Origin of the sequence: Streptococcus macedonicus ACA-DC 198 (genome assembly GCA_000283635.1) — a bacterium.
In the GTDB taxonomy this organism is placed as follows: Bacteria; Bacillota; Bacilli; order Lactobacillales; family Streptococcaceae; genus Streptococcus; species Streptococcus macedonicus.
On record HE613569.1, the window covers coordinates 358,157 to 383,069 of the forward strand.

19 protein-coding genes, 2 tRNA genes and 3 rRNA genes are annotated in these 24,913 nt (G+C 40.2%); 22 read left to right on the forward strand and 2 right to left on the reverse strand.

What is annotated here, in order from left to right; translation table 11 throughout:
• Positions 1-32 precede the first annotated feature (32 nt).
• The 4 genes from sufD to sufB are packed head-to-tail and all read left to right on the forward strand — an operon-like array spanning position 33 to position 4,384.
• Complete coding sequence (gene sufD, locus SMA_RS01935; protein WP_014293970.1) at positions 33-1,295, forward strand: Fe-S cluster assembly protein SufD; 1,263 nt, start codon at positions 33-35, stop codon at positions 1,293-1,295.
• A 1-nt stretch (position 1,296) separates the two neighbouring features.
• Complete coding sequence (locus SMA_RS01940; RefSeq protein ID WP_014293971.1) at positions 1,297-2,529, forward strand: cysteine desulfurase; 1,233 nt, start codon at positions 1,297-1,299, stop codon at positions 2,527-2,529.
• Positions 2,516-2,953, forward strand: coding sequence for a Fe-S cluster assembly sulfur transfer protein SufU (sufU, locus tag SMA_RS01945; RefSeq protein ID WP_014293972.1), 438 nt, complete (start codon positions 2,516-2,518; stop codon positions 2,951-2,953). Before SMA_RS01940 ends, sufU begins: the two co-directional genes overlap by 14 nt.
• A 12-nt stretch (positions 2,954-2,965) precedes the next feature.
• On the forward strand, positions 2,966-4,384 hold the full coding sequence (gene sufB, locus SMA_RS01950) for a Fe-S cluster assembly protein SufB (RefSeq protein WP_014293973.1): 1,419 nt from the start codon (positions 2,966-2,968) through the stop codon (positions 4,382-4,384).
• 48 nt (positions 4,385-4,432) lie between these two features.
• Here the strand turns inward: sufB and pbp3 are convergent, their stop codons facing one another.
• Positions 4,433-5,671 carry a D-alanyl-D-alanine carboxypeptidase PBP3 gene (gene pbp3, locus SMA_RS01955; protein ID WP_014293974.1) on the reverse strand — a complete coding sequence of 413 codons (1,239 nt, stop codon included), beginning with the start codon at positions 5,669-5,671 and terminating at the stop codon, positions 4,433-4,435.
• Positions 5,672-5,843: 172 nt separating this feature from the next.
• On the opposite strand from pbp3, the gene SMA_RS01960 reads away from it, so the two are divergent.
• The 11 genes from SMA_RS01960 (at position 5,844) to SMA_RS02010 (ending at position 17,695) form a co-directional block, all read left to right on the forward strand.
• Positions 5,844-7,499 (forward strand): peptide ABC transporter substrate-binding protein, encoded by a 1,656-nt coding sequence (locus tag SMA_RS01960; protein WP_014293975.1) that lies wholly within the window; start codon positions 5,844-5,846, stop codon positions 7,497-7,499.
• A gap of 110 nt (positions 7,500-7,609) precedes the next feature.
• Positions 7,610-8,524: an ABC transporter permease gene (locus SMA_RS01965; protein WP_014293976.1), complete on the forward strand. Its 915-nt coding sequence runs from the start codon at positions 7,610-7,612 to the stop codon at positions 8,522-8,524.
• A gap of 10 nt (positions 8,525-8,534) precedes the next feature.
• A complete protein-coding gene (locus SMA_RS01970; RefSeq protein WP_014293977.1) occupies positions 8,535-9,566 on the forward strand; it encodes an ABC transporter permease in 1,032 nt (343 codons plus the stop codon).
• An 11-nt stretch (positions 9,567-9,577) separates the two neighbouring features.
• A complete protein-coding gene (locus SMA_RS01975; protein ID WP_014293978.1) occupies positions 9,578-10,624 on the forward strand; it encodes an ABC transporter ATP-binding protein in 1,047 nt (348 codons plus the stop codon).
• Positions 10,624-11,553, forward strand: coding sequence for an ABC transporter ATP-binding protein (locus tag SMA_RS01980; protein WP_014293979.1), 930 nt, complete (start codon positions 10,624-10,626; stop codon positions 11,551-11,553). The genes SMA_RS01975 and SMA_RS01980 overlap by 1 nt, the downstream gene beginning before the upstream one ends.
• Positions 11,554-12,050: 497 nt before the next feature.
• Positions 12,051-13,599 (forward strand): 16S ribosomal RNA (locus SMA_RS01985).
• Between the two features lie 57 nt (positions 13,600-13,656).
• A tRNA-Ala gene (locus SMA_RS01990) sits at positions 13,657-13,729 on the forward strand.
• A gap of 144 nt (positions 13,730-13,873) precedes the next feature.
• Positions 13,874-16,773 (forward strand): 23S ribosomal RNA (locus SMA_RS01995).
• A gap of 81 nt (positions 16,774-16,854) precedes the next feature.
• Positions 16,855-16,970, forward strand: a 5S ribosomal RNA gene (rrf, locus tag SMA_RS02000).
• Together the 16S, 23S and 5S rRNA genes with 2 tRNA genes alongside form the textbook arrangement of a ribosomal RNA operon.
• A gap of 5 nt (positions 16,971-16,975) precedes the next feature.
• A tRNA-Asn gene (locus SMA_RS02005) sits at positions 16,976-17,049 on the forward strand.
• A 157-nt stretch (positions 17,050-17,206) separates the two neighbouring features.
• Positions 17,207-17,695: a sigma-70 RNA polymerase sigma factor region 4 domain-containing protein gene (locus SMA_RS02010; RefSeq protein ID WP_014293980.1), complete on the forward strand. Its 489-nt coding sequence runs from the start codon at positions 17,207-17,209 to the stop codon at positions 17,693-17,695.
• A gap of 197 nt (positions 17,696-17,892) precedes the next feature.
• Here the strand turns inward: SMA_RS02010 and SMA_RS02015 are convergent, their stop codons facing one another.
• Positions 17,893-19,254: an aspartate kinase gene (locus tag SMA_RS02015; protein ID WP_014293981.1), complete on the reverse strand. Its 1,362-nt coding sequence runs from the start codon at positions 19,252-19,254 to the stop codon at positions 17,893-17,895.
• 93 nt (positions 19,255-19,347) lie between these two features.
• Here SMA_RS02015 and SMA_RS02020 point away from each other — a divergent pair, with 93 nt between their 5' ends.
• The 7 genes from SMA_RS02020 (at position 19,348) to fabD (ending at position 24,905) form a co-directional block, all read left to right on the forward strand.
• Positions 19,348-19,995 (forward strand): HAD family hydrolase, encoded by a 648-nt coding sequence (locus SMA_RS02020; protein WP_014293982.1) that lies wholly within the window; start codon positions 19,348-19,350, stop codon positions 19,993-19,995.
• Between the two features lie 209 nt (positions 19,996-20,204).
• Positions 20,205-20,993 (forward strand): enoyl-CoA hydratase, encoded by a 789-nt coding sequence (locus SMA_RS02025; RefSeq protein WP_014293983.1) that lies wholly within the window; start codon positions 20,205-20,207, stop codon positions 20,991-20,993.
• 115 nt (positions 20,994-21,108) lie between these two features.
• Positions 21,109-21,543 carry a fatty acid biosynthesis transcriptional regulator FabT gene (gene fabT / locus SMA_RS02030; RefSeq protein ID WP_044562989.1) on the forward strand — a complete coding sequence of 145 codons (435 nt, stop codon included), beginning with the start codon at positions 21,109-21,111 and terminating at the stop codon, positions 21,541-21,543.
• Between the two features lie 2 nt (positions 21,544-21,545).
• The gene (locus tag SMA_RS02035) at positions 21,546-22,520 is read left to right on the forward strand and encodes a beta-ketoacyl-ACP synthase III (RefSeq protein ID WP_014293985.1); all 975 of its coding nucleotides are present in this window, start codon (positions 21,546-21,548) and stop codon (positions 22,518-22,520) included.
• A 62-nt stretch (positions 22,521-22,582) separates the two neighbouring features.
• Complete coding sequence (locus SMA_RS02040) at positions 22,583-22,807, forward strand: acyl carrier protein (RefSeq protein WP_003063346.1); 225 nt, start codon at positions 22,583-22,585, stop codon at positions 22,805-22,807.
• A 162-nt stretch (positions 22,808-22,969) separates the two neighbouring features.
• Complete coding sequence (fabK, locus tag SMA_RS02045) at positions 22,970-23,938, forward strand: enoyl-[acyl-carrier-protein] reductase FabK (RefSeq protein WP_014293986.1); 969 nt, start codon at positions 22,970-22,972, stop codon at positions 23,936-23,938.
• Between the two features lie 46 nt (positions 23,939-23,984).
• Positions 23,985-24,905 (forward strand): ACP S-malonyltransferase, encoded by a 921-nt coding sequence (gene fabD, locus SMA_RS02050; RefSeq protein ID WP_014293987.1) that lies wholly within the window; start codon positions 23,985-23,987, stop codon positions 24,903-24,905.
• The last annotated feature ends 8 nt before the right edge of the window (positions 24,906-24,913 follow it).

Sequence of the window (24,913 nt, forward strand, 5' to 3'; positions counted from 1 at the left end):
TGATGACTATGAAAAGGAGTAAACATCAAATTATGACGAAAGAATCTATCCTAAATTTTTCACAAACAAAGGCAGAACCTTTATGGCTACAAGAACGTCGTTTGACTGCCTTTGATAATATAGATAAATTGCCATTACCTGAAATCAACCGTGTTAAATTTCACCGCTGGAACTTAGGTGATGGGACGATTTCAGAGGACCAAGCACTTGCTAATGTCCCTGATTTCACAGCACTTGGAGACAATCCAAAACTTGTTCAAGTTGGTACACAAACCGTTTTAGAACAATTACCAACTGATTTGATTAATAAAGGTGTTATTTTCACCGATTTTTATACAGCTTTGGAGGAAATTCCTGATATTATTGAAAAGTATTTTGGAGCAGCGCGTGATTTTAAGGAAGATAAGTTAGCTGCTTATCATACCGCTTATTTTAATAGCGCAGCTGTTCTTTACGTTCCTGATAATATTGAGATTGAAGAGCCAATCGAAGGCTTATTTTATCAAGATAAAGCTAGTGATGTGCCGTTTAACAAGCATATTTTAATCATTGCAGGACGAAATAGTCGCATTAATTATTTGGAACGCTTTGAAACAATTGGAGAGGGTGATGCTCAAGCAACAGCGAATATCAGTGTTGAGGTTATTGCGCTTGATGATAGCCAAGTGAAATTTTCAGCTATTGACCGTCTGGGTGAGAATGTCACAACATACATTAGTCGTCGTGCTCGCCACGGTAAAGATGCTAGTGTCGATTGGGCACTCGGTGTCATGAATGAAGGCAATGTTATCGCTGATTTTGATTCAGATTTGTATGGGAATGGTAGCCATGCCAATCTTAAAGTTGTTGCTGCATCATCAGGACGTCAAGTCCAAGGCGTGGATACACGTGTGACAAACTACGGTTGCAATTCAATTGGTCACATTTTACAACATGGTGTTATTTTAGAACGTGGGACACTGACATTTAACGGTATTGGACATATTATCAAGGGAGCAAAAGGAGCAGATGCGCAACAAGAAAGCCGCGTTTTAATGCTTTCTGATAAAGCACGTTCTGACGCCAATCCGATTTTGTTAATTGATGAAAATGATGTAACGGCAGGTCATGCGGCTTCAATTGGACAAGTTGACCCAGAAGATATGTATTATTTGATGAGTCGTGGACTTGATAAGGATACAGCAGAGCGCTTGGTTATTCGTGGTTTCTTGGGTGCTGTTATTACGGAAATTCCTGTAAAGGAAGTCCGTGATGAAATGATTGCGGTATTAGACCGTAAATTGGAGAATCGTTAGAATGTCAGCATTAGATGCTCATAACATTTATCAAGACTTTCCTATTCTTGACCAAATTATCAATGATGAACCATTAGTTTACCTTGACAATGCGGCAACAACACAGAAACCACAACAAGTTCTTGATACACTTAACGATTATTACCATAAGACAAATGCCAATGTTCACCGTGGTGTTCATACTTTGGCTGAACGTGCAACGGCTGCTTACGAAGATAGTCGTGAAAAGGCACGCCAATTTATTAATGCCAAGTCAACAAAAGAAATTCTTTTCACACGAGGCACTACAACTGGACTGAACTGGGTAGCACGTTTTGCAGAAGAAGTGCTCCAAAAAGACGATGAAGTTCTCATTTCAATCATGGAACACCATTCTAATGTCATTCCATGGCAAGAAGCTTGCCGTAAAACGGGAGCAAAATTAGTTTACGCTTACCTCAAAGACGGACAACTTGACATGGCAGACTTGCAAAGCAAATTGTCACCCAAAACAAAATTTGTTAGTGTTGCCCACGTTTCAAATGTCCTTGGTTCAATTCAACCTGTCAAAAAAATAGCAGAGCTAGCTCACCGAGTTGGGGCATATATGGTTGTTGATGGTGCGCAATCAGCACCTCACATGATCATTGATGTTCAAGATTTGGACTGCGATTTCTTTGCTTTTTCGGGACATAAAATGCTAGGACCAACGGGTATTGGTGTCCTTTATGGTAAAGAAGAATTGCTTAATCAAATGTCACCAGTCGAATTTGGTGGCGAAATGATTGATTTTGTCTATGAACAAGAGGCAACATGGAAAGAATTACCATGGAAGTTTGAAGCAGGAACACCCAATATTGCGGGAGCTATTACTTTGGGAGCTGCTATTGATTACTTAACCAATATTGGTATGGACGCCGTACATGCTCACGAACAAGAATTAGTAAATTACGTCCTTCCGAAATTGCAAGTTATTGATGGTTTGACGGTTTACGGACCACAAGACCCAAATCAACATATGGGAGTAATTGCCTTTAACTTAGATGGCTTACACCCACACGATGTGGCAACGGCAGTAGATTATGAAGGTGTCGCTGTGCGTGCAGGACACCATTGTGCACAACCATTGATTACTTATCTTGGTATTCATTCAGCGGTGCGTGCAAGTTTTTATATCTATAATACGAAAGAAGATTGTGATAAACTGGTAGAAGCAATTCTTAAAACAAAGGAGTTCTTCAATGGCACTTTCTAGATTAGATAGTCTTTATATGGCGGTAGTTTCTGACCACTCCAAAAGTCCACATCATCATGGAAAATTAGAAGATGTGGACCAAGTCAATCTTAACAATCCAACTTGTGGCGATATGATTTCTTTATCAGTGAAGTTTGACGGTGACCGCATTTCGGATATCGCTTTTGCAGGTGATGGTTGTACCATTTCGACAGCTTCATCAAGCATGATGACAGATGCCGTTATCGGTAAAACAAAAGAAGAAGCACTTGAACTGGCTGAGATTTTTTCTAAAATGGTTCAAGGTGAGAAAGATGACGCTCAAAAAAGACTAGGCGAAGCTAGTTTTTTATCAGGGGTTTCAAAATTTCCACAGCGAATCAAGTGTTCAACACTTGCTTGGAATGCTCTGAAAAAAGCTATTGAAAACGATAGTAAGGATTAGAAAGGTAACTAGATGTCTGAAAAAAATGAAAAAGTAACCCCAAAGCCAATTGATATCGGTGATTATAAATTTGGTTTTCATGACGATGTAACGCCTATTTTTTCGACAGGAAAAGGAATCAGCGAAGCTGTTGTTCGTGAAATGTCAGCAGCAAAAGGCGAACCAGAATGGATGCTTGAGTTCCGCTTGAAATCATTGGAAATTTTCAATAAAATGCCAATGCAAGATTGGGGACCTGATTTATCAGATATTAATTTTGATGAGATTAATTATTATCAAAAGGCTTCTGACAGACCAGCACGTTCATGGGACGATGTTCCAGATAAAATTAAAGAAACATTTGAACGTATCGGAATTCCTGAAGCTGAACGTGCCTACCTTGCAGGAGCATCAGCTCAGTACGAATCAGAAGTTGTTTATCATAACATGAAAGATGAGTATGATAAGTTAGGAATTATTTTTACCGATACGGATTCTGCTTTGAAAGAGTATCCTGATCTCTTCAAAAAATATTTTGCCAAACTAGTTCCGCCAACGGATAACAAATTAGCAGCTTTGAATTCAGCGTTTTGGTCAGGTGGGACATTCATCTACGTGCCAAAAGGGGTTAAGGTCGATATTCCTTTGCAAACTTATTTCCGTATTAACAATGAAGCAACAGGGCAATTCGAACGAACATTGATTATCGTTGATGAGGGGGCAAGCGTTCATTATGTCGAAGGATGTACCGCACCAAATTATTCATCAGCAAGTCTGCATGCTGCTATCGTTGAAATTTTTGCACTTGAAGGCAGTTATATGCGTTATTCAACGATTCAAAACTGGTCAGACAACGTGTATAACTTGGTAACAAAACGTGCCACAGCTAAGAAAAATGCAACTGTTGAATGGATTGACGGTAACCTTGGTGCGAAAACAACCATGAAATACCCATCTGTTTACCTTGACGGCGAAGGTGCGCGCGGCACAATGTTGTCAATTGCTTTTGCTAATAAAGGGCAACACCAAGACACAGGTGCAAAAATGATTCACAATGCACCACACACCTCATCTTCGATTGTTTCAAAGTCCATTGCCAAAGGTGGCGGAAAAGTTGACTATCGTGGTCAAGTGACTTTCAATAAGGAATCTAAAAAATCAGTTAGTCATATTGAATGTGATACCATTATCATGGATGATATTTCACGTTCAGATACCATTCCTTTCAACGAAATTCACAATTCACAAGTTGCACTTGAGCATGAAGCTAAAGTTTCAAAAATCTCAGAAGAACAACTTTATTATCTTATGAGCCGAGGGCTTTCAGAACAAGAAGCAACAGAGATGATTGTTATGGGATTTGTTGAACCGTTCACAAAAGAATTACCAATGGAATACGCCGTTGAACTTAATCGGTTGATTAGTTATGAAATGGAAGGTTCTGTTGGGTAATAGACTAAAAGAGACAAGCCAAAGGCTTGCCTCTTTTATATATGAAAATTAAAGTTTTTCATTAACAAAAGTGACGAAGTGATTCCACCATACCTTGAAGAAAATACTTCTATCAACATCTGTCTTAGCAACTGCAGTTACACTTGGTTCAGAATCAAGATAACCTGTTCCTACAATTTGGGTGTCATTATAAGTAATGGTTCCAACTTTTTGCCCTTTAGTAATAGGAGCATCATAGCCGTCTGCATTAGTTGAAAAATAAGCAGAAACATCAGTATTAATACGACGGACAACTTTTAAATCTTCAGAAGCGACAGCAGCAACTGATTTTGCTTTACCGTCATTAACCGTAGCTTTACTACTTTGGTAAGATTTCCCTGCCTTAACAAGTGTCACCATTTCATAGTTTGATTTGACATAATCTAGCAAGTCATTTATTGCTTCAAAACGAGCGTATTCATCATCTTCCCAACCATCTGCATTCATAACAACAGAAATAATACGCATACCATTTTCAGTTGAAGTAGCCACAAAAGAAGCGCCAGCTAATTCTGTCGTACCTGTTTTAAGACCGTCAACCCCTGATCGTTCATATAGCATACCTTCTAACATATAGTTGTAGGTATTCATAGTAGTGCCATCAAAGTCAGCAGTTGTTTGACTTGTGATTTTTAAAATATCAGGATATTCAGTGATTAAGTGTTGAGCGATAATAGCAACATCTCGAGCACTCATCATATTTTCATCGGTCGAACTTGAACCTGGGTAGATATTGTCACCAAGATAGCTATTATTAAGACCAGAAGCATTGACGATTGTGGCGTCTGTGATGCCCCATTCTTTCAGTTGTGCTTTCATCATATCGACAAATTTACTTTCAGTACCGCCGATTTGTTCCGCAAGGGCAATGGCTGCGCTGTTTGCACTAGCAACCATTGCTGCATTTACAAGTTGTTCAACCGTATATTCGCGTGCTTCCATAGGAACATTACTAGCATCAGAATTCGCTGTTAAATCATAAGCATAATCTGAAATAGAAACTTTGGTATCCCAAGAAAGTTTTCCTTCATCAATAGCTTTATAAACTAAGTAAACAGTTAAAATCTTAGTTATAGATGCAATGCCGTCAGGTGTGGTTGCATCTTTTTCATATAAAACTTTTCCTGTGGTAGCTTCAACAGCAATAGCGTGTTCGGCAGCTACATCAAAATCATCATCTGCGCTAACTTTGCTTGCTACTGCAAGAAAAGTCAGAAAAATTGCAAAAAACGCGAAAATCTTCTTCATTAGAAGTTCCATCCTTTGTAAAAAATTAATCATTATGATTATACCATATAATTACCATGTTAGATAATCTGACAAAAAATTCTGACAAAAGTATTTTCTTTAAGAAAAGTTTATGATATAATTCTATTTGTCAAATAATATAATTTAGAGAAAACACCAGGAGGGGCGTCACGTGTTATTAAAAAGTAAAACATGGAAACGCATTGGCTTTGGGGCGGTTACGCTAGTTTCTGCAGCTGTTTTGGCAGCTTGTGGAGGTAGCAGTTCATCGTCGTCTTCAAGCAGTGATGAAATTAATTGGTATACACCAACAGAAATTAGCACTTTGGATATTTCAAAAGTTACAGATACTTATTCATCAATCGCTATCGGTAACTCAGGAAGCAACCTTCTTCGCCGTGACGAAGATGGTAATTTACAACCTGACTTAGCTGAAAGCGTTGAGGTATCTGATGATGGTTTGACATATACAGCAACATTACGCGACAATTTAAAATGGTCAGACGGTAGTGATTTGACTGCTGAAGACTTCGTTTATACATGGCAACGTATTGTTGATCCATCAACAGCTTCAGAGTATGCTTATCTTGTATCAGATGCACACGTTTTGAATGCTGAAGAAGTTATTGCAGGAACTAAAAGTGTTGATGAACTAGGCGTTAAAGCTGATGGAAATAAAGTCATCTTTACATTGTCTAGCCCATCACCACAATTTGAAAGTCTTCTTTCATTTGCAAACTTTATGCCACAAAGCAAAGAGTTTGTTGAAGAAAAAGGAGACGATTACGGAACAACTTCCGACAACGCTTTGTATTCAGGACCATATACTGTTGAAGATTGGAACGGAACAAGCGGAACATTCACACTTGTGAAAAACAAATACTATTGGAATGCTGATAACGTTAAAACTAAAAAAGTAAATGTTCAAACTGTTAAGAAAGCTGATACAGCCGTACAAATGTATAAAGACGGTGAGCTTGATACAGCTAGCATTTCAGCAACAGATGCAATCTATAACGCTAATAAAAACCGCGATGATGTTGTAGATGTTCCAGAAGCAACAACAGCTTACATGGTTTACAATGAATCCGGTTCAACAGAAGCTTTGACAAATACAAAAATTCGTCAAGCACTTAACTTAGCAACTGATCGTAAAGGTATTGTCAAATCAGCTATTGATACCGGTTCTACGGCAGCTAATGCTTTAGTTCCAACAGGACTTGAAACATTGCCTGACGGAACTGACTTGTCTGATTATGTTGCTGCTGATTACAGCTATGATGAAGACAAAGCTGCAAAACTCTTCAAAGAAGGTTTGGCAGAACTTGGTACTGACTCAATTACATTGACAATCACAGCTGATTCAGATAATGCTGTTGCTAAAGCTGCAGTTGACTATATTAAACAAACATGGGAAAATGCTCTACCAGGTTTGACAATTGAAGAAAAATTCGTCACTTTCAAACAACGTCTGCAAGATTCTAAGAATCAAAACTTTGATATTGTAGTATCACTTTGGGGTGGTGACTATCCAGAAGGTTCTACCTTCTACGGATTGTTTACTTCAACATCTTCATACAACTATGGTCAAATTTCTGATGCTGCATATGATGCTGCTTACCAAAAAGCTCTTACAACAGACGCTTTAGATCCAGCCGCAGCAGCTGAAGATTATAAGACAGCGGAAGCAGAGCTTTATAACAACGCTCACTATAACCCACTTTACTTCCGCAGTACAAAATCACTTCAAAACCCATCAATCAAGGGACTTGTTCGTAATTCTACTGGATTACAAGTTGACTTTACATACGCTTATAAAGAGGATTAATCTTTAATAGTGACTATATTGGGCAAGAATTGGTTGCGACTAATTCTTGCTTTTGTTGACAGGAAATTTTTTTCTCCTGCCAACAAAAACAATAAAGAGAAGGAAATATTATGGTAAAATACATTCTTAAACGTGTTGCGATTCTGCTTGTAACACTCTGGGTCGTGGTTACCCTGTCGTTTTTCCTCATGCAAGTTATGCCTGGGACACCTTACAATAACCCAAAACTAACTGATGAGATGATTGCTCTAATGAACAAACAATATGGTTTGGATAAGCCAGTATGGCAACAATACCTTACTTATCTTTGGAATGTTCTTCACGGTGACTTTGGTACAAGTTACCAATCAATTAGCCAACCAGTATCACGCTTGATTTCACAACGTTTGGGCGTTTCTATCCAACTCGGTGTTCAAGCTCTTGTTATTGGACTTATTGCTGGTATTTTGGTTGGTGCTGCTTCAGCACGTAACAAAAATAACTGGATTGACGGTGTCCTTAGTATCATCTCAACATTAGGTATTTCTGTGCCTTCATTCATTATCGGTCTTTTCCTTTTGGTACTTTTTGGTTTCAAATGGAACTTATTCCCACTTGCTGGTTGGGGAACATTTGCACAGACTGTCATGCCATCAATTGCCTTGGCAATTCCAGTATTTGCTCAAGTAACACGTTTCTTCAGGGGACAAATGATTGAAACATTGAGTTCAGATTATATCCAATTAGCAACTGCTAAAGGGTTGACTAAACGTCAAGTAACTCGTAAGCACGCTTACCGTAACTCAATGATTCCAGTATTAACTTTGGTTGGACCTATGGCAGCAAACCTTTTGACAGGTTCAGCATTGATTGAACAAATTTTCTCAATTCCAGGAATTGGTCAACAATTTGTCACATCTATTCCAGCTAAAGACTACCCGGTAATCATGGGGACAACTATTGTATATGCAATGATGTTGATGGTTGCCATTTTGGTAACAGATATTGCAACAAGCATCGTTGACCCTCGTGTACGCTTGCAGTAAGGAGAGTAACATGGCAGAAAAAAATAGAGAATTTAAACTTGTTGGCGTTGGTTCAGCCAGCTCACAAGAAAAAATCGAAAAGCCTGCTCTTTCTTTCATGCAAGATGCTTGGCGTCGTTTGAAAAAAAACAAATTAGCTGTCGCTTCAATGTGGTTCTTGGCTATCTTGATTGTCTTTTCAATGATTTCAGTCGTTTTAGTTCCGCGTGATGATGCTAATGCATTTAACACAAAAGAAGTTACGACATATCGTAACCTTCCACCAAAAATTAGTGATAATCTTCCATTCTGGAATGGTACAATTACTTATCCTGGAAATACGGAAGCAACAGATGTTTATGCTGACCAAGGTGTACCAGAAGGAACGAAATTCATTTTAGGTACTGATAATTTGGGACGTAGTATCGCCAAACGTATTATTGTCGGTGTTCGTATTTCCCTTCTTATCGCAATCGTAGCTACTTTGATTGACCTCTTGATTGGTGTAACATACGGTTTAATTTCAGGTTATGTCGGCGGTAAAGTCGATATGATTATGCAACGGATCATTGAAGTTATTTCATCAATTCCTAACTTGGTTATTGTAACAATGCTAGGACTTTTGCTTGGTAATGGCGTCACATCAATCATCATTTCAATCGCTATCGTCGGTTGGACTTCAATGGCTCGTCAAGTGCGTAACTTAACACTTTCTTATCGTGAACAAGAGTTTGTCCTTGCAGCTCGTTCATTGGGTGAAAGTGCGCCAAAAATTGCCTTTAAACATATTCTTCCAAACATTTCAGGGATTATTATTGTTCAAATCATGATGACAGTTCCAAGTGCCATCATGTACGAAGCTGTTCTTTCAGCTATCAACCTTGGGGTGAAACCACCTACAGCATCACTTGGTTCATTGATTACTGATGCCCAAGAATATTTACAATATTACCCTTATCAAGTTATTTTGCCAGCCCTTGCTTTGGTATTGATCTCACTTGCCTTCATCTTATTAGGGGATGGACTTCGTGATGCATTCGATCCAAAATCTGGTGATCGTTAGGAGGAAAAACTATGACTGAAGAAACAATTTTACAAGTTAAAAACCTCCGTGTAGATTTCCATACCTATGCTGGGGAAATTAAAGCTATTCGTGATGTCAGCTTTGACTTAAAAAAAGGTGAAACGCTTGCCATAGTTGGTGAGTCAGGTTCAGGTAAATCTGTAACAACAAAAACGTTGATGGGCTTGTCAGCTTCAAATGCAGAAGTTACAGGAGACATCGATTTCAAAGGTAAAAAATTAACAGAATTAAAAGAAGACGAATGGATTAAGGTTCGTGGAAATGAAATTGCAATGATTTTCCAAGACCCTATGACAAGTCTTGACCCAACAATGAAAATTGGTCAACAAATTGCTGAACCAATTATGATTCATGAAAAAGTTTCTAAACAAGAAGCTTTAAAACGTGCTTTGGAACTCATGAAAAATGTCGGTATTCCAAACGCAGAAGAACATATTAATGATTATCCGCACCAATGGTCAGGTGGTATGCGTCAACGTGCTGTTATTGCGATTGCCTTGGCAGCAAACCCAGATATTTTGATTGCTGATGAACCTACAACAGCCTTGGACGTAACCATTCAAGCACAAATTTTGAATTTGATGAAACAAATTCAAAAAGAACGTGGTTCATCAATCGTCTTTATCACACATGACCTTGGTGTTGTTGCGGGTATGGCTGATCGTGTTGCTGTTATGTATGCTGGTAAGATTATTGAATATGGAACAGTAGATGAAGTATTCTATAACCCACAACATCCATATACTTGGGGGCTTTTGAATTCAATGCCAACAACTGATACTGAAGCAGGAAGCCTTCAATCTATCCCAGGGACACCGCCAGATCTCCTTAATCCACCAAAAGGTGATGCTTTTGCACCACGTAACGAGTTTGCTTTAGATATTGATTACGAAGAAGAACCACCAATGTTTAAAGTTAGTGATACGCATTTTGCAGCTACATGGTTGTTAGATGAACGTGCACCTAAAGTAACACCACCATTACCAATTCAAAAACGTTGGGCAAAATGGAAAGAACTTGAAGGGAGAAAAGCTTGATGACTGAAAATAGAAAAAAGCTTGTTGAACTTAAAAATGTATCATTGACTTTTAACGAAGGTAAAAAGAACGAAGTAAAAGCTATTGATAATATCAGTTTTGATATTTACGAAGGTGAAGTTTTCGGTCTTGTTGGAGAATCAGGTTCTGGTAAGACAACTGTTGGTCGTGCTATTTTGAAATTGTACGACATTAATAAAGGTGAAATTGATTTTGATGGTGAAACTATCTCTCATCTTAAAGGGAAAGAACTGCACGAATTCCGTAAAAATGCTCAAATGATTTTCCAAGACCCACAAGCTAGTCTTAATGGTCGTATGAAAATTCGTGACATTGTTGCGGAAGGACTTGACATCCATAAATTAGTTAACAGTAAAGAAGAACGTGACCAAAAAGTTCAAGATTTACTTGCTTTAGTTGGACTTAACAAAGACCATTCAACACGCTATCCACATGAATTTTCAGGTGGACAACGTCAACGTATTGGTATCGCTCGTGCTCTTGCTGTTGAACCAAAGTTCATCATTGCCGATGAACCAATTTCAGCCCTTGACGTGTCAATCCAAGCTCAAGTTGTTAACCTTATGCAAAAACTTCAAAGAGAACAGGGGTTAACATATCTCTTTATCGCTCACGATTTGTCAATGGTTAAATACATCTCAGATCGTATTGGGGTTATGCACTGGGGTAAAATGCTTGAAATTGGAACATCTGATGATGTCTATAATCATCCAATTCACCCATATACTAAGAGCTTATTGACCGCAATTCCAGAACCAGACCCAGAATCTGAAAGAAATCGTATCCATGAAGAATACGATCCAAGTGCAGAACTAGATGGTCAACCACGTGAAATGCGTGAAATTACACCTGGCCACTTTGTTTTTTGTACAGAAGCAGAAGCAGAAGTTTATAAACAAGAATTATAAGACAAAGAGAAGGGTTTCCTTCTCTTTTTTGCATATCTAAATTTTAGTCTCTAATTGCTCTCTTTTCCCACTCTACACCCTTTCTATAAGCTCCTTAGTCATAATTCTCTATTTTACCCAAAAAGGCAACAAGCCACTCTAAAAAACTTACGGACAAGTAGTTGACAGTTTTTTCTAAGTTTAGTATACTAAATAAGCTATCGCAAGAGAGCAGGTTTCAGGTTTACAGAAAAGCTAAAAAAGTTCTTGACAAAGTAAGCTTGAGATGATACACTAATATAGTTGTTGTCCGAGAGGGCGGCAGAAATCGGTTTGAAACAGAATTGAAAAAAACTTTAAAAAAGTGGTTGACAAGCTATTTCAGATTTGATAGAATATAGAAGTTGTCTCACGAGAGACAAAGACCTTTGAAAACTGAACAAGACGAACCAAACGTGCGGGTTGAGAAATCGACCTGTTAAGAAAATAAATCTGTCAGTGACAGAATGAGAACAAGATTAAATGAGAGTTTGATCCTGGCTCAGGACGAACGCTGGCGGCGTGCCTAATACATGCAAGTAGAACGCTGAAGACTTTAGCTTGCTAGAGTTGGAAGAGTTGCGAACGGGTGAGTAACGCGTAGGTAACCTGCCTATTAGTGGGGGATAACTATTGGAAACGATAGCTAATACCGCATAATAGTGTTTAACACATGTTAGAGACTTAAAAGATGCAATTGCATCACTAGTAGATGGACCTGCGTTGTATTAGCTAGTTGGTGGGGTAACGGCCTACCAAGGCGACGATACATAGCCGACCTGAGAGGGTGATCGGCCACACTGGGACTGAGACACGGCCCAGACTCCTACGGGAGGCAGCAGTAGGGAATCTTCGGCAATGGGGGCAACCCTGACCGAGCAACGCCGCGTGAGTGAAGAAGGTTTTCGGATCGTAAAGCTCTGTTGTAAGAGAAGAACGTGTGTGAGAGTGGAAAGTTCACACAGTGACGGTAACTTACCAGAAAGGGACGGCTAACTACGTGCCAGCAGCCGCGGTAATACGTAGGTCCCGAGCGTTGTCCGGATTTATTGGGCGTAAAGCGAGCGCAGGCGGTTTAATAAGTCTGAAGTTAAAGGCAGTGGCTTAACCATTGTTCGCTTTGGAAACTGTTAAACTTGAGTGCAGAAGGGGAGAGTGGAATTCCATGTGTAGCGGTGAAATGCGTAGATATATGGAGGAACACCGGTGGCGAAAGCGGCTCTCTGGTCTGTAACTGACGCTGAGGCTCGAAAGCGTGGGGAGCAAACAGGATTAGATACCCTGGTAGTCCACGCCGTAAACGATGAGTGCTAGGTGTTAGGCCCTTTCCGGGGCTTAGTGCCGCAGCTAACGCATTAAGCACTCCGCCTGGGGAGTACGACCGCAAGGTTGAAACTCAAAGGAATTGACGGGGGCCCGCACAAGCGGTGGAGCATGTGGTTTAATTCGAAGCAACGCGAAGAACCTTACCAGGTCTTGACATCCCGATGCTATTTCTAGAGATAGAAAGTTTCTTCGGAACATCGGTGACAGGTGGTGCATGGTTGTCGTCAGCTCGTGTCGTGAGATGTTGGGTTAAGTCCCGCAACGAGCGCAACCCCTATTGTTAGTTGCCATCATTCAGTTGGGCACTCTAGCGAGACTGCCGGTGATAAACCGGAGGAAGGTGGGGATGACGTCAAATCATCATGCCCCTTATGACCTGGGCTACACACGTGCTACAATGGTTGGTACAACGAGTCGCAAGCCGGTGACGGCAAGCAAATCTCTTAAAGCCAATCTCAGTTCGGATTGTAGGCTGCAACTCGCCTACATGAAGTCGGAATCGCTAGTAATCGCGGATCAGCACGCCGCGGTGAATACGTTCCCGGGCCTTGTACACACCGCCCGTCACACCACGAGAGTTTGTAACACCCGAAGTCGGTGAGGTAACCTTTTAGGAGCCAGCCGCCTAAGGTGGGACAGATGATTGGGGTGAAGTCGTAACAAGGTAGCCGTATCGGAAGGTGCGGCTGGATCACCTCCTTTCTAAGGAAAAAACGGAAGCACGTTTGGGAAGTCTTGTTTAGTTTTGAGAGGTCTTGTGGGGCCTTAGCTCAGCTGGGAGAGCGCCTGCTTTGCACGCAGGAGGTCAGCGGTTCGATCCCGCTAGGCTCCATTGAATCGAAAGATTCAAGTTGATTGTCCATTGAAAATTGAATATCTATATCAAATTCCACAATTAGAAATAATTGTAGAAAGTAACAAGAAATAAACCGAAACGCTGTGATTTAATGAGTTTAAGGTCAGAAGACCAAAATAAGGTTAAGTTAATAAGGGCGCACGGTGGATGCCTTGGCACTAGAAGCCGATGAAGGACGTGACTAACGACGAAATGCTTTGGGGAGTTGTAAGTAAACATTGATCCAGAGATGTCCGAATGGGGGAACCCGGCATGTGATGCATGTCACTCATTACTGTTAAGGTAATGAAGAGGAAGACGCAGTGAACTGAAACATCTAAGTAGCTGCAGGAAGAGAAAGCAAATGCGATTGCCTTAGTAGCGGCGAGCGAAGCGGCAAGAGGGCAAACCGATGTGTTTACACATCGGGGTTGTAGGACTGCGCTGTGGGAAGTCAAGATTATAGAAGAATTACCTGGGAAGGTAAGCCAAAGAGAGTAACAGCCTCGTATTCGAAATAGTCTTAAACCCTAGCAGTATCCTGAGTACGGCGAGACACGAGAAATCTCGTTGGAATCTGGGAGGACCATCTCCCAACCCTAAATACTCTCTAGTGACCGATAGTGAACCAGTACCGTGAGGGAAAGGTGAAAAGCACCCCGGGAGGGGAGTGAAATAGAACCTGAAACCGTGTGCCTACAACAAGTTCGAGCCCGTTAATGGGTGAGAGCGTGCCTTTTGTAGAATGAACCGGCGAGTTACGATATGATGCGAGGTTAAGTTGAAGAGACGGAGCCGTAGGGAAACCGAGTCTTAATAGGGCGAATTAGTATCATGTCGTAGACCCGAAACCATGTGACCTACCCATGAGCAGGGTGAAGGTGAGGTAAAACTCACTGGAGGCCCGAACCAGGGCACGTTGAAAAGTGCTTGGATGACTTGTGGGTAGCGGAGAAATTCCAAACGAACTTGGAGATAGCTGGTTCTCTCCGAAATAGCTTTAGGGCTAGCGTCGATGTTAAGTCTCTTGGAGGTAGAGCACTGTTTGATTGAGGGGTCCATCCCGGATTACCAATATCAGATAAACTCCGAATGCCAACGAGATATAATCGGCAGTCAGACTGCGAGTGCTAAGATCCGTAGTCGAAAGGGAAACAGCCCAGACCACCAGCTAAGGTCCCAAAATATATGTTAAGTGGAAAAGGATGTGGGGTTGCACAGACAACTAGGATGTTAGCTTAGAAGCAGCTATTCATTCAAAGAGTGCGTAATAGCTCACTAGTCGAGTGACCCTGCGCCGAAAATGTACCGGGGCTAAAACATATTACCGAAGCTGTGGATACCTTTTAGGTATGGTAGGAGAGCGTTCTATGTGTGATGAAGGTGTACCGTGAGGAGCGCTGGAACGCATAGAAGTGAGAATGCCGGTATGAGTAGCGAAAGACAGGTGAGAATCCTGTCCACCGTATGACTAAGGTTTCCAGGGGAAGGCTCGTCCTCCCTGGGTTAGTCGGGACCTAAGGAGAGACCGAAAGGTGTATCCGATGGACAACAGGTTGATATTCCTGTACTAGAGTATATAGTGATGGAGGGACGCAGTAGGCTAACTAAAGCGTGCGATTGGAAGTGCACGTCTAAGCAGTGAGGTGTGATGTGAGTCAAATGCTTACGTCTATAACATTGAGCTGTGATGGGGAGTGAATTTAAGTAGCGAAGTTAGTGATGTCACACTGCCAAGAAAAGCTTCTAGCGTTAATTATACTCTACCCGTACCGCAAACCGACACAGGTAGTCGAGGCGAGTAGCCTCAGGTGAGCGAGAGAACTCTCGTTAAGGAACTCGGCAAAATGGCCCCGTAACTTCGGGAGAAGGGGCGCTGGCTTTAAGTCAGCCGCAGTGAATAGGCCCAAGCAACTGTTTATCAAAAACACAGCTCTCTGCTAAATCGTAAGATGATGTATAGGGGGTGACGCCTGCCCGGTGCTGGAAGGTTAAGAGGAGCGCTTAGCATTAGCGAAGGTGTGAATTGAAGCCCCAGTAAACGGCGGCCGTAACTATAACGGTCCTAAGGTAGCGAAATTCCTTGTCGGGTAAGTTCCGACCCGCACGAAAGGCGTAATGATTTGGGCACTGTCTCAACGAGAGACTCGGTGAAATTTTAGTACCTGTGAAGATGCAGGTTACCCGCGACAGGACGGAAAGACCCCATGGAGCTTTACTGCAGTTTGATATTGAGTATCTGTACCACATGTACAGGATAGGTAGGAGTCTAAGAAGCCGGGACGCTAGTTTCGGTGGAGGCGTTGTTGGGATACTACCCTTGTGTTATGGCTACTCTAACCCAGATAGGTGATCCCTATCGGAGACAGTGTCTGACGGGCAGTTTGACTGGGGCGGTCGCCTCCTAAAAGGTAACGGAGGCGCCCAAAGGTTCCCTCAGAATGGTTGGAAATCATTCGCAGAGTGTAAAGGTATAAGGGAGCTTGACTGCGAGAGCTACAACTCGAGCAGGGACGAAAGTCGGGCTTAGTGATCCGGTGGTTCCACATGGAAGGGCCATCGCTCAACGGATAAAAGCTACCCTGGGGATAACAGGCTTATCTCCCCCAAGAGTTCACATCGACGGGGAGGTTTGGCACCTCGATGTCGGCTCGTCGCATCCTGGGGCTGTAGTCGGTCCCAAGGGTTGGGCTGTTCGCCCATTAAAGCGGCACGCGAGCTGGGTTCAGAACGTCGTGAGACAGTTCGGTCCCTATCCGTCGCGGGCGTAGGAAATTTGAGAGGATCTGCTCCTAGTACGAGAGGACCAGAGTGGACTTACCGCTGGTGTACCAGTTGTCTTGCCAAAGGCATCGCTGGGTAGCTATGTAGGGAAGGGATAAACGCTGAAAGCATCTAAGTGTGAAGCCCACCTCAAGATGAGATTTCCCATGATTTTATATCAGTAAGAGCCCTGAGAGATGATCAGGTAGATAGGTTAGAAGTGGAAGTGTGGTGACACATGTAGCGGACTAATACTAATAGCTCGAGGACTTATCCAAAGTAACTGAGAATATTGACAGCGCGTCGGAAACTTGTTAAAATATATAGGTATTCAATTTTGATTGGATAATCAATCAGAGTTAAGTGATGATAGCCTAGGAGATACACCTGTTCCCATGCCGAACACAGAAGTTAAGCCCTAGAACGCCTGAAGTAGTTGGGGGTTTCCCCCTGTTAGATATGGTAGTCGCTTAGCTTTTATCCGCCATAGCTCAGTTGGTAGTAGCGCATGACTGTTAATCATGATGTCGTAGGTTCGAGTCCTACTGGCGGAGTAAAGAAGACGGTAACAACGGCTGAGGCTGTTGTTTTTTTCTTACTTCATAAGCATTTTTGGACCATGACATTTTTGTCATGGTCTTTTTGCGCTTTCCTTTTTATAATGGGATTACCTTTTAAGTAAGGGAAACTAACTGTCAAGGAGATTTGAAAATGATGGAAACATTTGAAAGCTATTTTGAAAAGGTCAAACCGATTGTGCTTAAGTTGCGTCGTCACTATTTTGTCAAATTATGGGACTATGATGATTGGTTACAAGAGGGACGGGTGGTTCTGTTCCGTCTCCTGCAAGAAAAGCCTAATTTGTTGCAGGACGACTTGTCTCTTTATGCCTATTTTAAAACGAAGTTTTCCAACTATCTCAAGGATGTGATTCGCCATCAAGAGAGTTTGAAACGTAAGTTTAATCAGCTGCCATATGAGGAGATTAGTGACGTGGGGCATTGTTTGGCGCAAACAAGATTTCTGGATCTGGCGGATTATGTGGCTTATAAGGAGCGGCTGCAGGCGGTTGAGCAGCGATTAGGAGCGGGAGCAAAAGAAAAACTAGCGAAGGTGATGCGAGGGGAGCGCTTTGAGGGGAAAAAGGCCTTCTTGACTAAAATTGAGCCTTTTTTTACTGACTTTAACTCTAATTGGTAAGGTAAAATTGAGGATATTGAACTGCTTTCATATATAAAGTATTATTTGTTTAAATTTAAGCTGGTGCAGGGGAGTAAGCCGCTTTAGTATTACGCTATTAGTAAAGAATCTTAAAAAAAAGAAGAATATAGCAGGTTATGCTCATCGTCAAAAATAAAACTCTGAGGCCTTATTGCCTCAGAGTTTCGTGTGTAGAATTAATTTTGTTCTTCTGTGAAGAAAGCATTATATAAAGCGCGTACAGCTTGTTTTTCTTGTTCTGTTTGGGTTACAAACATGACTGAAACTTCACTTGAACCTTGAGAAATCATTTCAAGGTTGATGTGTTTATCTGAAAGAGCTTTGGTTGCTGTAGCAGTTACCCCGATATGGTTTTTCATGTCTTCACCAACAATCATGATGATTGAAAGATTGTGCTCGATATCAACTTCATCAACACCTAACTCTCGTGTGAGGTAAGAGATAATCTCTTGTTCTTTGATTGGTGTTAATTCGCGTTCGCGGACGATAACTGACATATCGTCGATACCTGTTGGCATATGTTCCCAACGGATATTGAGGTCCTCTAAAATTTGGAGGACTTTTCGACCAAATCCGACTTCGCGGTTCATGAGGTATTTAGACATGTTGATACTTGCGAAGTTATCATCCGCAGCGATACCAATGACAGGAATTGTAGGTCCGCTGTGTTTTAAAGTAATACGTGTTCCTGGATGATCAGGATTATTTGTATTTTTAATGACAAGTGGAATTTTACCACGGTAGGCAGGAATCAATGCTTCGTCATGTAGGATAGAGAACCCTGCATAGGCAAGCTCACGCATTTCTCTATATGTTAATTCTTTAATAGTGTGGGGGTTATGGACAACGCCTGGGTGGGCTGCAAAAATACCATTAACATCAGTAAAGTTTTCATATAAATTAGCTTTGACACCAGCGGCAACGATAGAACCTGAAATATCTGACCCACCACGTGAGAAGGTACAAATTTGCCCATCAGTTGTTACACCAAAGAAGCCAGGGATAACAAGGACTTCTTCAGAATCACGTAATTCTTCAAGCTTGTCATAACTTGACGGAAGAATACGAGCGTTTCCTGGTTCACTAGATACGATGATTCCAGCCTCTTTAGGGTGAACATAACGAGCAGCAATACCGTTTTTACGGAAGTATTCCGCAACGAGTTTTGCGTTATTGTCCTCACCAGCTGCTAGGAAGGTATCATAAAGAAAATCATTTCCGTCGATAGGAAGAGTTGCAAGATTTGTAATGGCACCAGCAATTTTGCTCACGATAGAAGAGTTTAAACCGAGTTCTTCTGCCATGGCTTGATAACGATTGATGATCCATTTTTGCGCAGCAGTAACGTCATCGCCAGCTGTATATGTTTTATAGTATTTAATAAGGGCGTCTGTTACCTTGGTATCTTCAGCGTTACGCTTACCTGGGGCAGATACAACGACAAAGCGTCGTTCTGAGTCTGATTTAATAATGTTCAATACTTTTTTGAGTTGCTCAGCAGAAGCGAGCGAGCTACCACCAAATTTGATTACTTTCATGACTTCTCCAAAATTTAAATTTATAAACAATTATAGCAAAATTCTGAAAATTTGTCAGTAGTTTTTAAAAGAAAAAGATAGTATAATAAAGGAATGGAAAATTTTAATGCTATTATTTTTGATATGGACGGTGTATTATTTGATACAGAGACTTTTTATTATCATAGACGTGAAAAATTTTTAGCTAAAAAAGGAATTAGTATCAAGCATTTACCACCTAGTTTTTTTATCGGTGGAAATATGAAACAAATTTGGCGAGATATTTTACGTGATGATTATGAGAATTGGGATATTCACAAATTGCAAGAAGAATATACAATCTATAAGCATAATCGCCCACTTCCTTATAAGGATTTAATTTTTCCAGATACTTTTGAAGTGATTAAGAAGTTTTATGATAATGGTTATCGTTTGGGCTTAACATCAAGTTCAACAAAACATGATATTTTAAAGGCTTTAGACGATACAAAGATGAGAGAGTATTTCTCAGTTATTTTATCGGGGGAAGAATTCCCAAAAGGAAAACCTCATCCAGCTATTTATCAGGAAGCTACTCGGCAATTAGGAACGAATCATGATAATATTTTGGTTGTTGAGGACAGTGAAAAAGGTATTCAAGCAGGTGTTTCTGCTGACTTACAAGTTTGGGCAATTGAGGATAAGTTATTTGGAATGAACCAAAGTAAGGCAAATCGCTTGGTTGACAATTTGACGCAGATTTTTGAAGAACTTGTTGGTTAAAGTAAGAAAAGGTGTGGAAAGGTAGCAATTATCGCTAGTTTTCCATTTTTTAATAGAATTATTTGATTATTAAATTATTTATACACCAAATAATTTTTGTGAAATAAGCAGTTTTTACTTGATAAAAAAAGAAATAATATGCTAAAATAGCACTTGCTAAATAGTTAGATTATCAAACTATTTTTGTCCCATTTATTGGAGGTAAATAGATGTCTTTTAATAATGTTATTTATGAAAAGGGCGAAGTGGCAACTTTAACCTTGAATCGTCCTGATATTTCAAACGGTTTTAATATCCCGACATGTCAAGAGATTCTTGAGGTTTTAGATAACGTTAAATCAGATGATTCTGTCAAGATTTTGGTTATTAAGGCAGTTGGAAAAGTTTTTTCAATTGGCGGTGATTTGGCAGAAATGCAACGTGCCGTAGAATCTGACAATGTTGAATCATTGGTTGAAATTGCTAGTTTGGTTAATAAAATTTCATTTGCAATGAAAAAATTGCCAAAGCCAGTTATTATGAGTGTAGATGGTGCGGTTGCGGGAGCAGCTGCAAATATGGCTGCCGCTGCAGATTTTGTTGTTGCTAGTGAAAAAGCTAAATTTATTCAAGCTTTTGTTGGTGTAGCTCTTGCGCCAGATGCTGGAGGCCTTTTCTTAATGAGCCGTGCAATTGGTACAACTCGTGCCATTCAATTGGCAATGACTGGGGAAAGTTTAAATGCCCAAAAAGCGCTTGAATATGGCATTGTTTACCGACTATGCGAGTCTGAAAAGCTTGAACGAACAACCAATCAACTCACAAAGCGTTTGCTACGAGGCTCAGCAAATTCTTACCGTGCGATTAAAGAAATGTCATGGAAGGCATCTTTTGAAGGTTGGGAAGATTATACGTCACTTGAATTGCAACTTCAAGAAGAACTAGCATTTAAGGAAGATTTTAAAGAGGGCGTCCGTGCTTTTGCTGAAAAACGTCGTCCAAAATTTTCAGGAAAATAATGTAAGAAGATGATTCGATTTTCAAATTATTGAATGGAAGAATCTTAAATATCTTGCAAAATGTTTTGATGTTTGATATACTTTGACTGTCAAAGTTTATTTAGGGGGTGAAATCTTGGATTATAATAGAATCAATGAATACCTTGTTAATATTTTTAACCGTGTTCAAGTCATTGAAGAGACAAGTCTAAGAACAAGTCAGTTCAATGATGTTTCATTAAAAGAAATGCATACCATTGAGATTATTGGTAAAAATTCTAATGTTACTCCAAGTGATATTGCTCGTGAGTTGATGTTAACGCTCGGAACAATAACCACTAGCCTGAATAAACTTGAGGCAAAAGGTTATATTGAAAGACGACGTTCAAAATTGGACCGCCGTGTTGTTCACTTAACTTTGACAAAAAAAGGAAGATTACTAGACAGACTTCATCATAAATTCCACAAAAATATGGTTATCCATATTGCGGAAGATATGAATGAAGAGGAATTTGAAGCCTTGGCTCAAGGGTTGAAGAATCTTCATAAGTTTCTTGAGGAGTTAATGTAATAATGGTATTTGCAAGAATTGCTCAGGCAGCAGCCTATGCCCCTGAACAAGTGATTACAAACGATGATTTGTCGAAAATTATGGATACTAGTGATGAGTGGATTTCATCACGTACTGGTATCAAAAGACGACACATCACTCGAATTGAAACAACTAGTGATTTAGGGACACAAGTTGCCAAGCAACTGATTTCTAAAGCTGGTTTATCGGCTGAAGATATTGACTTCATCATTGTTGCAACGATAACCCCTGATAGTTTAATGCCTTCTACGGCAGCACGTATTCAAGCGAATGTTGGTGCGGTTAATGCCTTTGCAATGGATTTGACGGCAGCATGTAGTGGTTTTGTATTTGCTTTAGCAACTGCGGATAAATTCATCCAGTCAGGTATGTACAAAAAAGGAATTGTGATTGGCGCTGAGACTTTGTCAAAAACGTTAGACTGGTCTGAACGTAGCAGTTCGGTTTTGTTTGGCGATGGTGCTGGTGGTGTCTTGATTGAGGCTTCTGAAACAAAACATTTCTTAGCTGAATCACTCCATACAGACGGCAGTCGTGGGCTTAGTTTGACTTCAGGGAAAGTTGGCTTATCTTCGCCATTTTCAGAAGAAGAAACTGATGATAAATTCTTAAAAATGGAGGGTAGAGCAATTTTTGATTTTGCAATCCGTGACGTTTCTAAGAGTATCAATGCTTTAATTGAAGCTTCTGATGTGGCAGCTGAAGATTTGGATTATTTGTTTTTACACCAAGCTAATATCCGTATTTTAGATAAAATTGCTAAAAAAATTGGTGTTGATGTAGATAAACTTCCAGCTAACATGATGGAATATGGAAATACCAGTGCAGCAAGTATTCCAATTCTTTTATCTGAGTATGTTGATAAAGGATACATTAAATTAGACGGTTCACAAACGGTTCTTTTCTCAGCTTTTGGCGGAGGTTTGACATGGGGCAGTCTAATTGTTAAAATCTAGTTACAAACTTGTGTATAAGCACAAGATAAAATTTTTATTTATATTTATAAGGAGAAATAATCATGGCAGTATTTGAAAAAGTACAAGAAATTATCGTTGAAGAACTTGGTAAAGAGACAGATGAAGTGAAATTGGAAACTACTTTCGATGAACTTGATGCTGATTCGCTTGATGTTTTCCAAGTTATTTCAGAAATCGAAGATGAATTCGACATCCAAATTGAAACTGAAGAAGGTCTTAATACTGTAGGTGACTTAGTTGCTTACGTTGAAGAAAAAACAAAATAATAGCATGGCTGGAGTTGGTGCTAAAAACTAACTCCACTATATTTAGTAGGAAGGGTTGTGGGATATGTAACTAAGACATTAGTACTTATCCTACTCCCTCTCTTCTTATTATGATAGTTTGACTATCAAATTATTGTTTTATAAAGACTAAGAAGGTTTAATGTGAAAACACGTATAACAGAATTATTAAATATAAAATATCCAATTTTTCAAGGAGGAATGGCATGGGTTGCTGATGGTGATCTAGCTGGTGCTGTTTCTAATGCTGGTGGTTTAGGTATTATCGGTGGTGGTAATGCCCCCAAAGAAGTTGTTAAAGCTAATATCGATAAAGTTAAAGAAATTACAGACAAACCTTTTGGTGTCAATATTATGCTTTTATCACCATTTGTTGATGATATTGTAGATTTAGTCATTGAAGAAGGTGTAAAAGTGGTCACAACAGGTGCTGGTAACCCTGGTAAATACATGGAACGTTTCCACGAAGCAGGTATTACAGTTATCCCAGTTGTTCCAAGTGTTGCTCTTGCAAAACGTATGGAAAAATTGGGTGCTGATGCGGTTATCGCAGAAGGTATGGAAGCTGGTGGACACATCGGTAAATTGACAACAATGACACTTGTTCGTCAAGTTGTGGATGCGGTAAATATTCCTGTTATCGGTGCTGGTGGTGTTGGTGATGGGCGTGGTGCTGCAGCGATCTTTATGCTTGGTGCGGAAGCTATTCAAGTTGGAACACGCTTTGCAGTTTCTAAAGAATCTAATGCACATCAAAACTTTAAAGATAAAATCTTGAAAGCAAAAGATATTGATACCGTTATTTCAGCGTCAGTTGTTGGACACCCAGTTCGTGCTGTCAAAAATAAATTAACAACATCATATGCACATGCTGAAAAAGATTTTTTGGCTGGACGTAAAACAGCAGAAGATATTGAAGAGCTTGGTGCAGGTGCTTTACGTAATGCAGTTGTTGATGGTGATGTTGTTACCGGTTCAGTTATGGCTGGTCAAATTGCAGGGCTTATTCGTAAAGAAGAAACTTGTGAAGAAATCTTGAAAGACCTTTACTATAGCGCTCAAGAAGTCATCTTGGAAGAAGCTAGACGTTGGTCTGATATTGATAAGGACTAAAAACTTTAATATAAAATAAACCAATTTTCCCGCTTAGGAGGATTTAATGACAAAAACAGCCTTTTTATTTGCCGGTCAAGGAGCTCAAAAACTTGGAATGGCAAGTGACTTATATGAGAAATATCCTATTGTTAGAGAAACTTTTGAACAAGCTAGCAGCATTCTCGAATATGATATTCGTGAATTAATTGACAATGAGGAAGATAAACTCAACCAAACTCGTTATACTCAACCAGCGATTTTGACAACTTCGGTTGCGATTTTCCGCTTGTTGCAAGAAAAAGGATATAGTCCTGATATGGTGGCTGGTCTTTCTCTTGGTGAATATTCTGCTTTGGTAGCTTCAGGTGCTTTAAGTTTTGAAGATGCTGTTGCTCTTGTTGCTAAGCGTGGTGAATTTATGGAAACAGCATCGCCAGCTGGTACTGGGAAAATGGTTGCTGTCATGAATACAGAGGCTTCATTGATTGAAGAAATTTGTCAAAAGGCTTCTAGCAAGGGAATTGTGACACCTGCTAACTACAATACGCCTGCACAAATCGTTATCGGTGGAGAAACAGAAGCCGTTAATTATGCCGTTGAGTTGCTAAAAGAAGCAGGCGTAAAACGTTTAATTCCTTTGAAAGTTTCAGGACCTTTCCATACTGCTTTACTACAATCTGCTAGTGAACGTTTGGCAGAGGTTCTTGATAAGGTGACATTTTCTGAGTTTCAAGTTCCTTTAATTGGCAATACAGAAGCAAAAGTTATGGATCATGCTGATATTAAAGCTTTACTTGCTAGACAAGTTAAGGAGCCTGTTCGTTTTTATGATTCTATCGAAACAATGCGTGAACTTGGAATGACAGAAGTTATCGAAATTGGTCCTGGTAAAGTTTTGAGCGGATTTCTTCGTAAAATCGATAAGGCTATTTCAGTCTCAACGGTTGAAGATGAAGCTAGCTTAAAATCTTTGCTAGAAAAATAGGAGAAAAT

What these genes read in the sequence shown, in the direction of transcription:
- sufD (WP_014293970.1), top strand. Translation starts at nt 33, where the DNA reads ATGACGAAAGAATCTATCCTAAATTTTTCACAAACAAAGGCAGAACCT.
- SMA_RS01940 (WP_014293971.1), top strand. Translation starts at nt 1,297, where the DNA reads ATGTCAGCATTAGATGCTCATAACATTTATCAAGACTTTCCTATTCTT.
- sufU (WP_014293972.1), top strand. Translation starts at nt 2,516, where the DNA reads ATGGCACTTTCTAGATTAGATAGTCTTTATATGGCGGTAGTTTCTGAC.
- sufB (WP_014293973.1), top strand. Translation starts at nt 2,966, where the DNA reads ATGTCTGAAAAAAATGAAAAAGTAACCCCAAAGCCAATTGATATCGGT.
- pbp3 (WP_014293974.1), bottom strand. Translation starts at nt 5,671, where the DNA reads ATGAAGAAGATTTTCGCGTTTTTTGCAATTTTTCTGACTTTTCTTGCA.
- SMA_RS01965 (WP_014293976.1), top strand. Translation starts at nt 7,610, where the DNA reads ATGGTAAAATACATTCTTAAACGTGTTGCGATTCTGCTTGTAACACTC.
- SMA_RS01970 (WP_014293977.1), top strand. Translation starts at nt 8,535, where the DNA reads ATGGCAGAAAAAAATAGAGAATTTAAACTTGTTGGCGTTGGTTCAGCC.
- SMA_RS01975 (WP_014293978.1), top strand. Translation starts at nt 9,578, where the DNA reads ATGACTGAAGAAACAATTTTACAAGTTAAAAACCTCCGTGTAGATTTC.
- SMA_RS01980 (WP_014293979.1), top strand. Translation starts at nt 10,624, where the DNA reads ATGACTGAAAATAGAAAAAAGCTTGTTGAACTTAAAAATGTATCATTG.
- SMA_RS02010 (WP_014293980.1), top strand. Translation starts at nt 17,207, where the DNA reads ATGATGGAAACATTTGAAAGCTATTTTGAAAAGGTCAAACCGATTGTG.
- SMA_RS02015 (WP_014293981.1), bottom strand. Translation starts at nt 19,254, where the DNA reads ATGAAAGTAATCAAATTTGGTGGTAGCTCGCTCGCTTCTGCTGAGCAA.
- SMA_RS02020 (WP_014293982.1), top strand. Translation starts at nt 19,348, where the DNA reads ATGGAAAATTTTAATGCTATTATTTTTGATATGGACGGTGTATTATTT.
- SMA_RS02025 (WP_014293983.1), top strand. Translation starts at nt 20,205, where the DNA reads ATGTCTTTTAATAATGTTATTTATGAAAAGGGCGAAGTGGCAACTTTA.
- SMA_RS02035 (WP_014293985.1), top strand. Translation starts at nt 21,546, where the DNA reads ATGGTATTTGCAAGAATTGCTCAGGCAGCAGCCTATGCCCCTGAACAA.
- SMA_RS02040 (WP_003063346.1), top strand. Translation starts at nt 22,583, where the DNA reads ATGGCAGTATTTGAAAAAGTACAAGAAATTATCGTTGAAGAACTTGGT.
- fabD (WP_014293987.1), top strand. Translation starts at nt 23,985, where the DNA reads ATGACAAAAACAGCCTTTTTATTTGCCGGTCAAGGAGCTCAAAAACTT.